Here is a 17,669-nt window from a genome sequence, read left to right as displayed (position 1 = left end):
TAATTTTGTTGTGTGATTAGGCGATACTCGCCGAGAACTGCTGCAGTACTGATTGATAAGGCTTAATAAAATGCTGCTCGGTAAATTTGCCTTGCTCAACCGCTAATTGACCTCGTTCTGCGCGGTCATACACAATTTGCGTTAATGAATGATCATCATTTTTTAAATTTGGTTTATAACGACTACCTGCAGCGGCATTAGCGTTATAAATTTCTGGACGATAAATTTTTTGAAACGTTTCCATGGTGCTAATAGTGCTAATTAGTTCAAGGTTGCTGTAGTCGTTAAGTAGGTCACCAAAAAAGTAAAACGCTAACGGTGCAACGCTGTTTGGTGGCATAAAGTAGCGCACTTGTAGGCCCATTTTTTTAAAGTATTGCTCTGTTAACGACGACTCATTAGGCTGATACTCTACGCCTAAGATAGGGTGTAAGTTTTCGGTTTGCTGATAGATTTTGTTATCAGACACGCTTAAGCAAATAACTGGCGGCTTTTTAAAATGCTGTTTATAGGTATCTGAGTTTACAAAGCATTTAAACAACTTACCGTGTAAGTCACCAAAATTATCGGGAATGCTAAATTGCGGTTTGCTTTTGTTATGCTCAAGCAATAACACGCTAAAGTCGTAGTCGCGCACATACGATGAAAAGTTATTACCCACCATGCCTTCAATTCGCTCATTAGTTTGGTGGTCAATAATATTGGTTTTTAATACCTCAATTGACGGAAATGCCTGACCACTACCTGCAATGTCTAAATCAACCGAAATGATCTTGAGCTCAACCTCGTAACGATCCCCTTGTGGGTTATCCCAACTGGCCAGTGCATTAAAACGATTGTTGATCATTTTTAGGGTATTACGCAGGTTTTGTTGGCGACTTTCCCCCCTTGCTAAATTAGCGAAGTTGGTCGTAATACGTGTGTTATTTGATGGATGGTAGTTTTCATCCAAGTTAGTGCTTTTAATCGTAAATGTAAGATCAGTGCTCATAGCCGTATCCTTTCAATTTGAGTTGTTGCTGCTTTTATTGATGGCGCATTACTCGCTGTTAAAACCGACATAACGGGTTAGCTGTAATGGTGCTGTGCAGAGTTAATAAATTTATACGCGCTATGTAGCATGAAGAAAAACGGTATTATTTCAGGTAAAACATGAGCCAGATTCATTCTGTAGCAAAGTTAAATGGGTAAATTCAGCTAATTACCTATGACCCTCTCACAAAAACCACTTTAGAAGTCTAGATTTCTAGATGTTTTTACGGGTGTTGTGATTTATTCATACAAAACGTGAGTATTATTCAATACTTATAAGTACTTAAAGTGCCATTTGCATAAACGGTTGTTGATATACTCGAATAAACCTTGGTGAAATTAGATGTTTTATTAAACGTTTTTACACGCAACTCACCGCCACAGAGCATAACAACCCCTAACATAAGAAGAGACAATAGGAATGAGTGATTTAATAGTGTTAATTATATACTGCGCCATATTAGGTAGCGGTGTTGGTTTTTTAGCAGGCTTATTAGGAATAGGGGGCGGGCTGGTAATTGTGCCCATACTCAGCATGATATTACTGCACTTTAATGCTTTGCCACCTGAACAAGTAGTGGTAGTTGCCATTGCGACCTCGCTGGCCTCTATTTTATTTACTTCGACCTCGTCGGCTATTGCGCATCATAAAAATGGCAATGTACCCTGGAATATTGCACCTTGGGTTATGGCAGGCGTTGCCTTTGGCGCGCTCATTAGTGGCTTTATGGCCGCGCTGTTACCTGAGCATGTGGTACGTTTGGTATTTGCAGTAAGTGTGGTGCTAATTGCACTTAAAATGATTTTTTCAGGTAAGAATGATTCAGCAATAGCGCGCCCGTTGCCAAGCAAAGGGCTACTCAGTGTTTATACGACCATAACCGGTGGCTTGTCTGCCATGATAGGTATTGGCGGCGGGGCAGTATTAGTGCCGCTACTAACGTTTTTTTCTGTTGATATGAAAAAAGCCATTGGCTGCGCCTCTGCCTCAGGCATTGTGATAGCACTGTTTGGATCAATGGGTTATATCAGCTCTGGTAGCCAGTTATTTAGCCTAAAAGAAGGATTTGCGGGCTTTGTGTATTTGCCCGCTTTATTGGGTATTGTATGCACCTCATGGTTTACCGCGCCACTCGGTGCTAAAGCTACGCATTATTTGCCAGTTTCAACCATAAAGAAAATATTTGCCGGCTTATTAATTGTAATGGCAATTAATATGTTTACTCGATAAGGTTAAAGTTCGCACGCTTGCTTGTGAATATATTTTGAAATAAAAAACTTTAAGGCAAGGATGCTATGAAAATAATTAAATTAAGGGATAAAGTTGATAAAACAATCTTAAGTGTTGCTTTGTTCTTTTTGATATCACCTATTATAGGGTTAATTACAGGAACTGCTCATCAGCTTGGAACGACAGGCAGCGACTATCAACAAGCATCGTTAATTGATGACCCAGAGCAATACTGGCAAATTATTATCATGCAACTTACTATTACTTTAGCTATCGGTATCCAAGGGTTTATTACATTTCCAGCCTTAATTGCCGCACGCCAAAAAATATTAAAGTTTAGAGATAACAATAAAATAGTAGCCAATATCATATTTTATTTGCTCACTCCGGTATTCTTTATCGCTTTGTTGATATTTTTAATATATTTATTTGAAGTATGAGAAGTGTAAGGTTTTAGATCCGTAACCCGCACCCCGACGCCCGTTAATCTTAAGACGGTTAACTAAAATCTACGTCATTTGCGCGTGCTTTATAAATTCATCATAAATACTGTCTTTAATTAGCCTGTCAGGCGTAAAAGCATAATAATGCTGATAAACATTATCAATTGTACCAATGTAATTAACGCCGTAATGGCGCTCTACTTCGGCTCTTACCAAAATAGGCGCAGGGAATATACCAAACCCTTGCTCACCTAACGACTTCATTAATGCGCTGTCGTCAACATGGCCTGCTATTGTCATTTCAATGTCTTGCTCTTGCAGCCAATAATAAATAGCACGCGCGACGGGGCTTTCTTTTGCAGGGAGCACTAAAGGCTTGTTATTTAAAGACTGCGGAAACTGCTTATGTAGTTGCGAATGCCATGTTTCGTTACCAAAAAGAGCGATTTGGCTTTTACCTATTTCATGGCAAAACGCCTTAAATGGCAAAGTAGTATCGAGTGGTTTATCAGCTAACACTAAATCGAGCTTATGAATCGCCATTTGTGCAAGCAGTTCATCTTGTTGGCCGTCAATACAGTGTAAGTTTGTAATACGGTCGTTATTAATTAAAGGCGCTAGCCACTTCGACACCAGTGATTTGGGTAACACATCTGAAATACCGACCTTTAGTGTTCGTGAGTATTGCGTGGTATCACCTTGTGTGGTTTCTAGCCATTCGTGAGCAATAGCAAACATATCATTAGTGTACTGCTGAGTTACATGGCCAAATTCCGTTAACTGTAGGCCTCGGCCTTGGCGAATAAATAGCGGTTTTCCTAGTCGTTGCTCTAAGTTAGTAATTTGCGAGCTGACCGTTTGCGGCGTTAAATTAAGTATTTTACTCGCCGCTGCAATACTGCCGTGCTTACTTACTTGCCAAAAATAATATAAGTGATTGTAGTTAATGTTGGTAATCATTCGAAAATACCTGTTTTAAAGTAAGAAATAATCAGCTTTTTCCTTTGCCACTAAGTTAGTAGATTACAGTCATGCCTGCAACATAGTTACTATTAAAAGGTGTAATTGCATGAAACTAAAACTTACAGTTAAAAACAAGATAATTAACGCAAGTGAAAAGATGTCGCTTTTGAAGTTGATAAAAAGCCAATTGGCAAAACATGCTTTAAATATTCGTAAAGTTGAGATTCAAATAAATGATCTTTCGAGTGAGCGCCACGGCACTTTGCAGCAATGCAAAATTAATATTCTTTTGCCTGGGCTACCCAGTATTAATGTAAATACAAAGGGAAGAAGTATGCTGCAAGCGATAAAGCGAGCACTTAAAAGTTTGCAGCACATTCTCGTTAATAAGTATCAACCTTCGCAACCAAGCTCTTAGTTTTTTATTAATATCGCACTTGCAGTAGCATGGATGCTACTCTTTTTATTTCTATTCTCGTACCAAGCTGTGTTTAACATTAAACGATTCACTTATTACCTAATGAGCAGTATTTCCTTGTTGGGTTTCGTTGCACTCTACCCAACCCACCGTAACTAAAAACCTTTGACCTTTTTCCTTTAACCTCAGCTGTAAACCCCCGTTACATTTTGATTAAAAAAGCCGCACACTAATAATTAGTGTGCGGCTTTAGTATTTTATTTTTTTAAAGCGCTTACTTGTTTAGTAAGTGCTTTTCAAAAAAATCAGCCATCATAGTGTGGTAATGCAAAGTGGTGCCTTTGCCTTCACGTAAGCTATGTGAGCGGTTAGGGTATGAGAAAAACTCAAACTGCTTGTTATGCTTTACAAGCTCGTCAATTAAGCGCTCCGAGCCTTGATAATGCACGTTATCATCGCCTGTGCCGTGAATAAGCAATAGCTTACCGGTTAGGTTTTTAGCAAAGGTAATCGGCGAGGTGTTATCGTAACTCTCAGGATCGGTGTTTGGGTTACCCGCATAACGCTCTTGGTAAATGGTGTCGTATAAACGTATATCTGGCACGGGTGCTGAGGCAATGCCTACTTTAAATTTATCGCCATGGCGGAACAGTAAATTAAGGGTTGAGCTACCGCCCCCTGAATGCCCCCATACGCCAACGCGGTCTGTGTCTATTACATCCCAACGTTTAGCCATAGCATCTAGGGCGTCTACTTGGTCTTGCACTGTGATAGAACCAATTTTTTTATAAATCGATTTACGCCAATCGCGGCCTTTTGGTGCACGTGTACCGCGGTTATCAACCGATGCCACAATAAAGCCTTTTTGCGTTAGTAACGATTTGTATAAATAACTGTTACCTTCCCAGCGGTCTTGCACGGTTGAGCCCCATGGTTCGCCGTATACGTAAAACACAATTGGGTATTTTTTACTTTTATCCATGTTCTCAGGGAACATAATGTAGCCGTCAAGCTCGGTGCCATCTTGCGCTTTTACTTTAAAAAACTCATGCTTTGGTAAGCTTTGCTCAGCAAGCTTTTGTTTAAGCTTTGTATTTTCAACTAAGGTTTTTACATTACTATGATCGCTCACTTTAATGATCTCTTTAGTCGGTGGCGTACCAAATTTTGAGTAAGTGTGCATTGCCCATGAGGCATCTTTTGACATGTAGTAGCTGTTTGATCCCTCAAACTCAGCAGGTGTTACCCGTACCGGTTTGCTGCTGCCATCAAGCGGTGTGCTGTATAAATAACGCTGACCAGGATCGTTTGGCGAGGCAATAAAATACATTACGTTTTTGTCTTCATTGATGGTAAGCATATCAATAATGTCGTAATCGCCTGGCGTTAGGTCGATAATAGTTTTGCCATCGCGCGATACACGATAAAGATGACGCCAGCCGTCGCGTTCGCTATGCCAAATAAAAAACTCGCCGTCTTTTGACCAGTTTGCTTTATAAAACCATTCGATAAACGCATCGTCTTTGTCTTCTAAAATCTTGGTCAGTTGCTGCTTTTGCCAATCAAACAACCACACTTTGTTATGGCTTTGCGGGCGGTTTAAGTCTTGAATCATTAATTCATTACCGGTGCCTGCCCAGCTAATACGCGGAATATAACGGTCGCGGTTATCGCCTTCAAGCTCAGCCCAACGGGTTTGTTTATCAGCAAGGCTTACCACACCAACACGCACGGCAGAGTTGGTTTCACCGGCTTTAGGATAAGGGAATTCTTTTAGGGTAGGGTACAGTTCGTCAGTGTTGTTGATCATAGTGAAAAATTTAACGTCACTAGTATCAAGCTGCCAATAGGCGATTGATTTGTTGTCGGGGCTCCAACGAAAACCATCGGCAATAGTAAACTCTTCTTCGTATACCCAATCAAAATTACCGTTAACAATGGTGGCACTGCCATCGGTTGTGAGCGCAGTTACATCGTTACTACCAACCGCTTGCATATAAATATTGTTGTCGCGTACGTAAGCCACTTTTGAGCTATCTGGCGAGAACTTAGCAAACATTAACTTAGTTGGCTTAACGTCTTTACCACCTAATTGCTGTAATTGGTTTGTCTCAAGGTTAAGTAACCAAAAGTCGCCTCTGCTGCGCGAACGCCAAACTTGCTCGCTGTTGGTAAATACCATCAACCATTTACCGTCTTTTGACCACTGATAGCTTTCGATTGCAAATGGCTCGTCTGCGCCCTCTGGCAACAGCTTTTCAAACTCAACCAATACTTTACGGCCTGTGCCGTCAGCATTGTAAAATACAATGTCGTTGCCTTTTACGCCGTGCTCTTTTTCGTCATCGGCGTTGTTATCATCTTCTTTTTCGCTTTCGCGCTCTTCAAGCACAGTGTAGCCAGTACCATCGTCTAGCCACTTAAAGTAAGTGCTTCGCTGGGTTTTAAATTCTTTATCTTTATAAATTTGCGCTAGGCTTAATGGATTATTCACGGTACTCATCGCTGCATTATTGTTGGTTGTTATGCTGGTACTTGAACATGCTTGCAAGCCTAAGCCCGCAACAATGGCCAGTGCCAAGCCCGATGTTTTGATCAGATTCATTATTATTGTTCCTTGGGTCTGCTGACCTTTATAGATTAAGGCGCTTATTACATTTACTGTAACAAAATAACCTACAGAATATCAGTATGCTTAACGCACAAAGCTATGGTTTAAACCCAAACTTTTATAATTTATTACCATGCTGGATTTTTAAATTCTTCACTGAGCGTGTCGATTAGTGCTCTTACTGTTGCCGATAAATGCTGACGAGAAGGGTAAAGCACATATATTTTCATTGGGTTTAATGTCCATGGCGCTAATACACGCTGCAAGCGACCATCAAGTATATATTGATTTGCCAAATACGTAGGTTGCACTGAAATACCACCACCTGCTATGGCTGCATGAAGTAATGTGGTGGCCTCGTTTGCACTTAAATTGCATTTAACATCAACCGATTGAAACTCATCCCCGTTGTGTAAATGCCAAATATATCGGTCGAAGTTTTTATAGCCTAAACATTGATGAGTGCTTAACTGTTGTGGTGTCGTTATTGGCGGATAATCTGCGAGGTAATCAGCTGAGGCCACTAATATAGATTCACACTCGGCAATAGGTTTACCTATTAACGAAGGATCAGGATTGGCTGCAATACGTATTGCCAAATCAACACGTTGCTCTATTAGATCTGTGGTTGAGTCTTCAAGATCTATGTCTATTTGCACGTTAGGGTGACGTTTCATAAAACGTGTAAATATAGGGGCTAATTGTGCAAAACCTAACGACATACTGGTCGCTACTCGTATTTTACCTGACAACTGTTGCTGGCTTTTAGTTTGTTCAACTAAACGGTTAGCCTGTGCTAACCATTGCTCTATTTCGGGTAAACAGGCCTCGCCGGCGGTGGTAAGCGTTACTTTACGGGTAGTGCGATGCAATAAGCGCGTATTTAACCAGGCCTCTGCCGACTCAATATGACGAGTAACCATAGGGCGTGACATTTCAAGCCGATCGGCAGTGGCAGTAAAACTGCCTGAGTAGGCAACATCCACAAAAACCTGCGCTGCGGTGAGTTTATCCATAGTATTTGCACGATTTATGAAACAATGATGCTAATTATTGGTTGTTTTTCTGAACATATCAAACCTTTATTATGCTCGCATTAGCAACCAATGATGAGAATACCATGAACCTACGCACGCTTTTACTAAGCACACTATTAGCCAGCAATATCGCTATTGCAGACGAAACCCCATTAACCCTTGATGTGTATAACGCTGACAGCAATAGCTTTCATGTTAATGCCACGCTGGTTTATGGCCGTACCGATGCAATTTTAATTGATACCGGATTTACCAAAGCAGATGCACTGCGCATTGCCGCCAAAGTAATTGACTCTGGTAAACAACTAAAAACTATTTTTATTAGCCAAGCCGATCCTGATTACTACTTTGGCGCTGAAGTGTTACAACAGTTTTTTCCTGAGGCAGAGGTTATTACTACGCCCGCAGTGCACCAAAAAATAGCAGCAAAGCTTAAAGGTAAACTTGCTTTCTGGACCCCAAAAATGGGGGAAAACGCACCAAAAAACCCCGTCGTACCTAAGGTATTTAATGGTAATAGCTTAAAAATAGAAGGCCATACCATTGAAATTCGTGGCACAGAGGGTGAGCATAATCATCGCCCATATTTATGGATACCTGATAATAAAGCTATTTTAGGGAATGTGGCTGTATACGCTAATGTTCATTTATGGATGGCCGATGCACAAACTCAGGCAGAGCAAAATGCATGGGCAAAGCAACTTAATGAAATGAAAGCACTCAACCCTGACGTGGTGATCCCTGGGCATATGAAAGCAGGCACTCAATTAGATGCTGCAAATATTGATTTTTCAATCCAGTATTTAAAGGATTTTGCACACGCTAAGCAAAGTAGTGATAGCAGTAAGCTGCTGATAGATAAAATGACCAACTCATACCCAGAGGCTTTATTACCTATGGCTCTTAGCATTGGCGCTAAAGTTCATAAAGGCGAAATGAAATGGTAATTGCTTACGCTTAACCACTGTAATAAATACAGTAGAACCAAAAAACACGCCTAGCAAAGTCTGGCGTGTTTTTTATTATTGCCACAAATACATACTGGCTCGCTTATTGGCAATATTTAATTCAAATACCTCAGTGCTTGCACACATAGCAGCGCCATAGCATACATGTAGCGGTAACAAGTGCTCTTCTCTGGGGTGATTAAAGCGTGCAGCTGGAGCTTGCTGCCATGCTAATAATTGCTGTTCACGCTGTTGCTCGGTTAATGTTTGATCTGCGATTGTGCTTACCAGCCAATTTTCAAATGCCTGATTTTGCTGGTTAACATCGTTTGACTGAGTAACACCAAAAGCGCGCATATTATGGAAGGTAAAGCCTGAGCCTATAATTAATAAGTTATCGTAATCAATACTTTGCAACGCTTTACCAATTTCAACATGCAACAGCGGATCAAGGCTTGGGTGCAAGGATATTTGCACACAGGGAATATCGGCCTCTGGATACATAATTTTTAACGGTACAAACATACCGTGATCGTAGCCACGCTGTGGATCGAGTTTTGAGTCAATATTATGTGTTGCGAGCGCTTGCTGTACTAAATTAGCAAGTTGCGGCTCGCCAACACAAGGGTAAGTTAATTGATACGCCTGCTCAGGAAAACCGTAGTAATCGTAAATAAGTGGCGGTGAAGAGTGCGCGGTTATACTAATTGGTTGAGCTTCCCAATGCGCGCTGACCATTAAGATAGCAGAGGGCTTTGGGATTGTAGCGGCAACCTGTTCTAAGCAAGCTCGCATTTCTGCATGGTTGGCATCACCTAGTAATGGCATTGGGCCGCCACCATGTGAAATGAAAAAAACGGTTGGGCGTTGCATGTGGTTAATCCTAAAGGACAGATATAATTATAGTGCCTGCGCAGTTAGTAAATAACTAGCCACATAAACGCACAACCTCAGTGCGCAAAAATTATGTGTGGTGTTTATTCATCAAGCTCTAAGTGAGCGCGTTCAACGCTTTCTTGAGGTAACTCTTTTTGCACCGATACACCCAGCTCTTTAAATTCTGAGGCTTGTTTAATTAAGTTACCTTTACCACGGTATAACTGAGAAAATGCTTTATCGTAGGTTTCTTTGGCTTTATCGAGCTGTTTACCCACGCCTTCCATACTGGTTAAAAAGCCGTTGAGTTTACTGTAAAAACGCTCAGCACGATTAGCCAGCTCTTTTGAATATTTAGTTTGCTCTTCAAAGCGCCATAACTGTTTAACAATATTTAAACTGGTTAGCAGGGTAGTAGGGGTAGCAACCAAAATGTTTTTTTCTATTGCTTGCTGGTAAATGTCGCTTTGGTATTTAAGTGCTTCTACAAAGGCGGATTCTATGGGTACAAACATAATAACAACCTCAGGCGAGTTTATTCCTGGTAGGCGGTCATACGATTTACTGGCCAGCTCATTTATACGGGCAGTTACGGCATTTACATGCTCTTTAATCGCTTGTTGAGACTCAAGCTCTGTTTCGGCATTTACATAACGGGTATAGGCATTTAACGATGTTTTTGCATCAATCACTAAGTGGCGACCTTGAGGTAAATACACCACAACATCAGGGCGCAAACGGCCGTCTTCGGTATTAAACGACACTTCTCGCTTGTAATCGGTGCCAGCGCGCAGGCCTGCGCTATCAAGCACGTTTTCGAGCATGAGTTCGCCCCAATTACCTTGGGTTTTCTTTTGCCCTTGTAAAGCATTGCTTAGCTTATCGGCCTGCTCGGTAATTGCTTGGCTTTTGGCTTGTAAATGAAGCAGCTCGGTTTTAAGTGCTGCACGTTGCTGTAAGTCTTCAACGTGAATAGACTCCATTTTATCTCTAAAGCCTTTTAGCTCACCTTGAACCGGCTTAAGTAACTGCTCTATGCTTTCTTGATTGAGGGTTTTAAATTTTTGCGACTTTTCTTCTAATATTTGGTTAGCTAAATTTTCAAATTCTTTTTTAAGCGTTTCTTTACTTTGCTCTATATGGGCGAGTTGTTCACTAAAATGCTGCTGCTTTTGCTCAAGGGTAGTGCGTATATTATTAAGCTCTACATCGCGAAGATTGTATTGCTCGCGCAGGGCGGTTAGCTCGGCTTCGGCTTTACGCCAATATTGATTATAAAGTTGGCTTTGCTTTTCTTGCTCAGTTAAACGGGTTTTAAAATGCTGAGACTGATCCCGCTGCTCTTGATGTGTAAGTCCTAACAAGTCGTGCTCTTCCACTAAAGAGGCATATTGATTTTGCGTATGCTCATACTGGCTTTGTAATAACAATAACTGTTGTTGCTGCTCACTCACTTGGCGCTTTATTTTTTTGCTTAACTGGACTGATACAACGCTGAAAATAGCCATACCGGCTATAGCGCCAGTACCAACACTTAACCAATCTAAATGGGATAAAAACGAAGTAAACATAGAATAAACTTTTAAAATTTAGTGACATGCCATCATAACGAATTACGCTCTTTAGCAGTAGGGTAAAACACTAAATTAAGCGCATAAAAAAAGCCAGCTAGTAAAGCTGGCTCAATATTACTAAATTAGTAATCAAACAGGGAAATCAACATGAAACTTGTAAAACAACATATCAACTACAAGCATAATTGTAGACGCGCTCTGATTAAATTAGTTCAAAATAATTTTAAAAAAGTTGAATTTGAGGCATAAAAAAAGCCAGCTAATAAAGCTGGCTCAATATTACTAAATTAGTAATCAAACAGGGAAATCAACATGAAACTTGTATAACAACACATCAACTACAAGCATAATAATAGACCCAGCCATTTGTGATTAGTTCAAAATAAATTAAATAAAAAAATAAATATTTTTAAAAGCAAAAAAAAAGCCAGCGCATTACTGGCTGGCTTAATCATTACTATGTCTAGTAACTACTATATGGGATATCAACATGAAAGCTTGGAGAAACTGCAATTTAACCAAGCATATTAATAGACGCCTACAATTTAAATAAGTTCAAAAACTCGTCATGATTTTTTAAAATTATTTTAGCTTTTAATTAAAGACAGCATTTGTTGTTCGTCAAACTGGGTAAAACTCATTGATTTTTCGGTAAATAATGCATCTACAAGCGCTTGCTTATCTTGCTGCATTTGAAATACTTTTTGTTCAATAGAGTTAGCCATAATTAGTTTATAAACAAACACTGGGTTTGTTTGCCCAATTCGATAAGCACGATCGGTGGCTTGTTTTTCAACGGCTGGGTTCCACCATGGATCAAAATGAATAACGGTGTCGGCTTGGGTTAAATTAAGCCCTGTACCACCGGCTTTTAAGCTAATTAAAAACACGGAAGTGTTACCACTGGTGAATTCGTCTATTACTTTATCGCGATGACGCGTTTGCCCAGTTAGCATACTAAAATTAATATTTAGCTCATTTAAACGCTCGGCAATTAAATCAAGGGCAGAGGTAAACTGGCTAAATATAATCACTTTACGGCCAAGGCTAAGCATTAAAGGTAAGTGACTCGATAACCATTCTAATTTAGCACTGGCTGCCTCAGTTTCAGGTTCAATGAGTTTAGGATGACAACAAATTTGGCGTAACTTTAATAAAGCTTCTAAAAAAGCGAGTTTACTTTTTTGTACGCCTTGCTCGGCAAATAAATCAATGAGTTTCTCTTCAAGCGCACGGGTTATACCTTGGTACATATCTTTTTGTTTAGGTTCAAACTCAAACTCTTTTATAAGTTCGGTTTTTTGCGGCAGCTCTTGAGCCACTTGGGCTTTAGTACGGCGCAAAATAAACGGCATAATTAACGCTTTTAGTTGCTCTGCACGTTCAATATTGCTTTCGCGTTCAATAGGGCCTTGAAAATGCTGCTTAAAGTGCGCCTGTGAACCTAATAGCGAAGGCATAGCAAAGTCGAGCAATGACTTTAATTCAAATAAATTGTTTTCAATTGGGGTGCCACTTAAACAAAGCTTAAAGTCGGCATTTAAACGTTTTACCAACCGCGAAACTTGTGCGGTATCGTTTTTAATATACTGGGCTTCATCAAGAATAATGTTTTCAAAATACAGCGGTGAGTAATAAGCAATGTCACGTTTTAATAGCGGATACGTGGTTAAAATACACTGAGCTTGTGCCAAATGCTGCAACGAATCATTTCGGTGTGCACCAAAAATAGTGGTCACTTTTAAGCTTTTTGCGAACTTGGTAATTTCGTTTTGCCAATTACTCACTAAACTTGTAGGGCACACAATAAGCGTAGGCCCTGCTTGCGGTGTATTGTATGAGCTTGCTAAGTAGGCAATCACTTGTAACGTTTTACCCAAGCCCATATCATCCGCTAAAATCCCACCTAACTGATTACGCTTTAAAAAGTTAAGCCAAGCCACGCCTTCTTGCTGATACTCTCTTAATACTACAGAATCGTGTAAGCCATGAATGGCAGTGTTAGGTGATAGCAGTGCATCGTTATTTAGTTCATCAAGGTAACGCTCTAGTGACGGGTCATGTAGCTCTACATTAATAGCTGTGTGCTGAACTAATTCAGGTAAGTATGAAAGCGGAATGTTAAATTCGTCACGGGTTTTAATAAATTCAAATCGCAGTTTAAACTCAATTAATAAATTAAACGCTGCTTTATCAATAACCCCAAATTGACGGCCAACAGGGTAGTAATAAAATAATTCACTTTGACGGTTTAACGATTCATACAGTTTATTATTTACATTTAATAGGGTGGCTACTTTGGTATCGTTTAGCATTACTTTACTATGCATTTGATGACCTGCAGCTCTGTTTACATGCAATGAGATTTGGCTTTTAGTATCAGCAACATTAACTTTGCTCATTGATACTTGCCAACCGCGTTGTTTAAAGCTGGGCAGTACCTCGTGAACTAGCCAATGTAAGTGAATAGCCGATTCCTGACTAAAAATAAACTCGCTGTGTAAACCCCCTTTACAAAAATCGAAGCCTAAGTTGACTAACTCATTGGTAACGGTGTTTTCGAAGGCGCTATTAATTAACTTTGCAGGCGCGGTGCCCGCTAAATAGTTTTTATTTTTATACTTAAACGATAACGAAATAGCCATTACTGAGCCCGACATGCTGACTTTAAGTATGGCATTACTCAACGACTTAACAGGCGTGCTTGGTGTATTAGTAGGGTGGGGAATAACACCTACACCAAAGTTATCAGCAAGCTGCTTATAAATTCGGTCAAAGTTTGTATCGTGCAGCGCCGGTATAGTTTGTAAGTGCGCAATTTCATCAGCACTGAGGGGCGTACGAATACGGCCTAATTTATATTTATCTAAATCTAAGTAGATAGGCGGCGTTGTTTTAATTAACGCCCAATTAGGAATTTGATCCAAGTGAATTTTTAACTGGGTTACCTCTTTTTGTTTTTCCCAAACAAAGTTAAGAGGTAAACCAGGTTGCGCTTTAATAGGTACTCGAGAGCGTTGTAAAAATAATCGGTCTGTGGCAAGTAATTGCTGCAGGGCATTAAATCCCCATTGCCCTTTAAGCTCAATATTACCGACCGCATTTTGCGATCGGATCCAGCTATATAATCTAAAATCACTTTCGAGCAAATCGCTAGGGGTTACAAAACTATTAAGCTGTTGCTCAGTTAAATTTCGCCCAAGTGCATAATTATTATTTTTATCGTAGTTGGCAATTTTAGGGGTTAAAAATACTTTGTTGTTTTCTATATCTAATACAAACAGTAATACTTGCGAGGGTTGAGCTTGGTCGGTGTTTTTAAGTGCGCTTAGTTCACTAAACCAATCATTAATAAAATAATCTTCACCGTACTCACCAGAATGCTCAATTTTAAGCTTTAACAAAATAGCGGCCAAATGGCGGCATTTAGTTTTAACATTACAGGTACAGTGGGTATCGACCGAATAACCAGTTGGTAATTTACTGATCTCAATACGTTGGTTGAACGCGATTCCTTTATCACCTTGCACCGTAGAGTCAACCACAGAAAAATCTGCATTATGTTCTAACCAACTGATTTGGCCGTTTTTATAGTACGATTTTCCTTTGGCCAACACCGCGGGTTTAAATAATTTTTTTATGAATCGCTCAGAAAGAGGAAACTGGGTAGCCTGCTCATTTTTAATTTCTTCAAAAATAGCCATTAAATCATTTTTTGATAAGTTAGCAGACATGTCACTCAAAGTATTAAAATTTAAAAACAATTTTTCCAGTATATGCCTTATCAGCGCTGAGCTAAAGCAATATTATTTTTAAAATAAACTGGTTGGATCTGATTGGTTAGTAAAAAATTGGTTTATAGCGAATTGGCGATCATTGTTTAATTTTGCTCACTAAAAAAGCACGTTTAAATTACAAAATAAAAACAATTAATTAACTTCAAAAGGAGGTTTAGTTAGGCTTAGATCAGGTTTTTACTAACAAGGTGAAAAAGGGCATTAAAAGGAGGTGTTTAGTTAGTAAAAATATGATCCTTGATGGTTTAAGCCATGTTTTTAGTCTTTTTATGCCACTAAAGATCAGATTTTTACCAACTAAAAAAGAGGTTTAGATCATGATTTAACTAACCCAACCCCTTTTACAGATCACGATATTACTAACTAATTAAAGGCACTTAATAACTTAGTAAGTTGCTCTAAGCGCTTTTCTGTCATCACTTTATTATTTATTTTAATTGAAACGTCACCACTTTTAAGGTTGCGTTGCACACTAATAAAGTCATTTTCTAAAACCGCTTCACGTTTTGATGCTGTTTTAGGCTCTGCAGTTAGGTATTTAGTAATTAGCATAGCGCGCTTGTCGTCGGCTTCTAAGGCGTTAATTTCATCATTACTGGCAAGTGCAACAACTAACTCGTGAAATGCTTCCTCATCGCGCTCCTTTGCGTTAATCAGCTTTTTAGCAACTTCTCTACCAACATGATTAGCTGTTGGGTAAAGGGCTATAACATCTGCAGATATTTGCTCATACGCTTTTATCGCATCAGCAATCGCTGTATGCGATACCCCTTCAATAACAGCAATTTCACGGTACGAGCCTTTTTTGCCTTGTTGAATAAGATCGTTTCTAGTTTGCTGATACGCTTGACCCAACTCCCAAAGACTAGGGGCAATGTATTGATCTGATGAAACCGCAAGTACTTTGGCATCTTGCTCGCTAAAGTCACTAGAACTCAATACGAGGTAGTCTGCGCCACCTAAAATACAGGCTTTACGACGTCTAGAGCCAGCTAATACAAGGCTCATATCACCTTGCTCCCACAATAGAGCAGGGTGCTGATTACGGCCATCTTCTTTAATAGCAGGAAGAATATCTGCGACTGACTTTTCGTTTAAAAGCGCTTGTACGCGACGATTTTTACCATAAACTTGGGTCGAGTTTTCAATCTCGTTATGTGCTATCACTTTACAAACAAGCGTAATTTCCCGATTAGGATCACTAGGAGCAGGCATACGAATAACATCGCCTGCATTGGCTTGCTCTAAAAGGGCATCTAAGCTGCTACTGCCAACAGCGGTTGCAAAGGGATCTAAGCGGGTGTCATTTTTACGTTTTTTAGCCATTTTTAGTCAACATCCTTACTTAGGCGTATTTAATTTAGATTGAGTGGATTGCCAATTAGAACGAATTAGCATTTCGAGTTCATCAACTACATCTTTGATATTTTCTTGTGCGCGCATTAATGACTCTCTACTTGCTAAGCTGTCAGATGCTTTTTGGTCAAAAATAGTATTGAACGACGATGAACTGGCGGTAATTGCTGAACTATGATTAATAGGATAGCTCATTACTTGGCGGCCAAAAGCACTACGAACATCTTTAACTATGTCACGTTGTGAATGATTGCCTTTGACATAATTGGTAACTAAAAATTGCATGAAATCCCAACCATCATGGCCAAGAGCGGCAACGGTATGATAAATCTCACCTAAACGTTTTAAATATTTATTATTTGCATCAAAGTCTACCGCTTCAGGGTGAACCGGAATTAGCATCGCCGTTGAAGCCATTAATGCATTGTAAAACATAAAGTTAAGCGTTGGCGCTGTATCAATTAAAAGAATGTCAAACTCATCTTTTACCGGATTTATTACTCGTTCTAGTAGTTTGTGGTAATGGCGTGTTTGCTCATAATTGGAGGTGTCTTTGAGTAATGTTGCTGTTTCGTGCTCAAAATAAAAGTCATCCATACCTGATGGTAAAACACGAATATTAGGAATATGTGTTGGTAAAAAAGAGTTAGACACAAATTCAGGCCATGTTTCACCTTCATCAAGGTCAATGCAATCACGCATCAAATCACCAACGGTAATTGGATCGGGCTCTGAAGATGGGAAAAAGCTTGATGATGACCCTTGAGGATCTAAATCAATTATACCGATACGGTAACGTTTAATGTTAGTGGTAGCGAGTGCAGCAGCAATGTTAACCATGCTTGTTGTTTTACCACAACCACCTTTTAATGAATTAATAACAATAACTTGGAGTTTGTCTGTTGATGCGCGGTGATCAGGCTGTATGTCCATAATATCAGCCATAGCAAAAATATTAACTAAGGTGTAGGCATAGTGGCCGTTTGCACCGCGTTTTATATTTAAATCGTCAAAGTCACCATTGTCATGGCGTCTTTTTAAGGTACGATTATTACAGCCAAGTAAATCAGCTGCTGCTTTTTGGGTGTAAGTTCTTAATTCTTTTTCTTCAGATTTAAGATGGGCGCGATAATGTTGGATACGTCCTTCTAGTGATTTTTCAGCAACTTCCGCGGTTGCTTTCAAAAGTCGATAAGTATCTAGCGCGTTTTTATTGATAGACATACTTTATTCCTCAAAGTTAGGTGTTTAGTATAATGTCCATTCAATTAGCTGTAAACAACTATTTAAGGCGACATGTCTTTTAAATACATGACATATAAAATAATTTTTACACCTTTAAGATTGCTTAGTATAAATAAAGAAGTTTAAGTATGGTTAAATA

The 17,669-nt window shown here is 39.5% G+C and carries 13 protein-coding genes; 4 read left to right on the top strand and 9 right to left on the bottom strand.

Features of this window, described 5'->3' with window-relative positions; all coding sequences use genetic code 11:
- Nucleotides 1-16 precede the first annotated feature (16 nt).
- The gene (locus PISS_RS15830) at nucleotides 17-991 is read right to left on the bottom strand and encodes a DUF1852 domain-containing protein (protein ID WP_058155563.1); all 975 of its coding nucleotides are present in this window, start codon (nucleotides 989-991) and stop codon (nucleotides 17-19) included.
- 462 nt (nucleotides 992-1,453) lie between these two features.
- Between PISS_RS15830 and PISS_RS15825 the strand changes: the two genes are divergently transcribed.
- Nucleotides 1,454-2,263, top strand: a complete 810-nt coding sequence (locus tag PISS_RS15825) for a sulfite exporter TauE/SafE family protein (protein WP_058155561.1) — start codon at nucleotides 1,454-1,456, stop codon at nucleotides 2,261-2,263.
- 65 nt (nucleotides 2,264-2,328) lie between these two features.
- A complete protein-coding gene (locus tag PISS_RS15820) occupies nucleotides 2,329-2,703 on the top strand; it encodes a hypothetical protein (RefSeq protein ID WP_058155560.1) in 375 nt (124 codons plus the stop codon).
- A gap of 69 nt (nucleotides 2,704-2,772) precedes the next feature.
- Here PISS_RS15820 and nhaR read toward each other — a convergent pair whose 3' ends face one another.
- Nucleotides 2,773-3,666, bottom strand: coding sequence for a transcriptional activator NhaR (nhaR, locus tag PISS_RS15815; protein WP_058155558.1), 894 nt, complete (start codon nucleotides 3,664-3,666; stop codon nucleotides 2,773-2,775).
- Between the two features lie 109 nt (nucleotides 3,667-3,775).
- Between nhaR and PISS_RS15810 the strand changes: the two genes are divergently transcribed.
- Nucleotides 3,776-4,087, top strand: coding sequence for a hypothetical protein (locus tag PISS_RS15810; protein WP_008110823.1), 312 nt, complete (start codon nucleotides 3,776-3,778; stop codon nucleotides 4,085-4,087).
- A 274-nt stretch (nucleotides 4,088-4,361) separates the two neighbouring features.
- On the opposite strand, the gene PISS_RS15805 is transcribed toward PISS_RS15810, so the two are convergent.
- Both PISS_RS15805 and PISS_RS15800 read right to left on the bottom strand, forming a co-directional pair.
- On the bottom strand, nucleotides 4,362-6,692 hold the full coding sequence (locus PISS_RS15805; protein ID WP_058155556.1) for a S9 family peptidase: 2,331 nt from the start codon (nucleotides 6,690-6,692) through the stop codon (nucleotides 4,362-4,364).
- Between the two features lie 134 nt (nucleotides 6,693-6,826).
- Nucleotides 6,827-7,714, bottom strand: coding sequence for a LysR family transcriptional regulator (locus tag PISS_RS15800; RefSeq protein WP_058155554.1), 888 nt, complete (start codon nucleotides 7,712-7,714; stop codon nucleotides 6,827-6,829).
- 71 nt (nucleotides 7,715-7,785) lie between these two features.
- Between PISS_RS15800 and PISS_RS15795 the strand changes: the two genes are divergently transcribed.
- Nucleotides 7,786-8,682: an MBL fold metallo-hydrolase gene (locus PISS_RS15795; protein WP_096040847.1), complete on the top strand. Its 897-nt coding sequence runs from the start codon at nucleotides 7,786-7,788 to the stop codon at nucleotides 8,680-8,682.
- Between the two features lie 75 nt (nucleotides 8,683-8,757).
- On the opposite strand, the gene PISS_RS15790 is transcribed toward PISS_RS15795, so the two are convergent.
- From PISS_RS15790 to PISS_RS15770, 5 genes are all read right to left on the bottom strand, one after another.
- Entirely contained in the window at nucleotides 8,758-9,555 is a 798-nt protein-coding gene (locus PISS_RS15790) for a DODA-type extradiol aromatic ring-opening family dioxygenase (RefSeq protein WP_024602469.1), read from the bottom strand.
- Nucleotides 9,556-9,659: 104 nt separating this feature from the next.
- Nucleotides 9,660-11,129, bottom strand: coding sequence for a DNA recombination protein RmuC (locus PISS_RS15785; RefSeq protein WP_036955571.1), 1,470 nt, complete (start codon nucleotides 11,127-11,129; stop codon nucleotides 9,660-9,662).
- Between the two features lie 590 nt (nucleotides 11,130-11,719).
- Nucleotides 11,720-14,866 (bottom strand): DEAD/DEAH box helicase, encoded by a 3,147-nt coding sequence (locus PISS_RS15780; protein WP_036955573.1) that lies wholly within the window; start codon nucleotides 14,864-14,866, stop codon nucleotides 11,720-11,722.
- A 426-nt stretch (nucleotides 14,867-15,292) separates the two neighbouring features.
- Nucleotides 15,293-16,255, bottom strand: a complete 963-nt coding sequence (locus tag PISS_RS15775; RefSeq protein WP_058155551.1) for a hypothetical protein — start codon at nucleotides 16,253-16,255, stop codon at nucleotides 15,293-15,295.
- Nucleotides 16,256-16,270: 15 nt separating this feature from the next.
- Nucleotides 16,271-17,509: an AAA family ATPase gene (locus PISS_RS15770; protein ID WP_008464468.1), complete on the bottom strand. Its 1,239-nt coding sequence runs from the start codon at nucleotides 17,507-17,509 to the stop codon at nucleotides 16,271-16,273.
- Between the last annotated feature and the right edge of the window lie 160 nt (nucleotides 17,510-17,669).

The sequence above is a fragment of the Pseudoalteromonas issachenkonii genome, assembly GCF_002310795.1.
GTDB classification, from domain to species: Bacteria; Pseudomonadota; Gammaproteobacteria; order Enterobacterales; family Alteromonadaceae; genus Pseudoalteromonas; species Pseudoalteromonas tetraodonis.
Note: the sequence above shows the minus strand (reverse complement) of the source record. Positions and strands in the feature narration are given on the sequence as shown.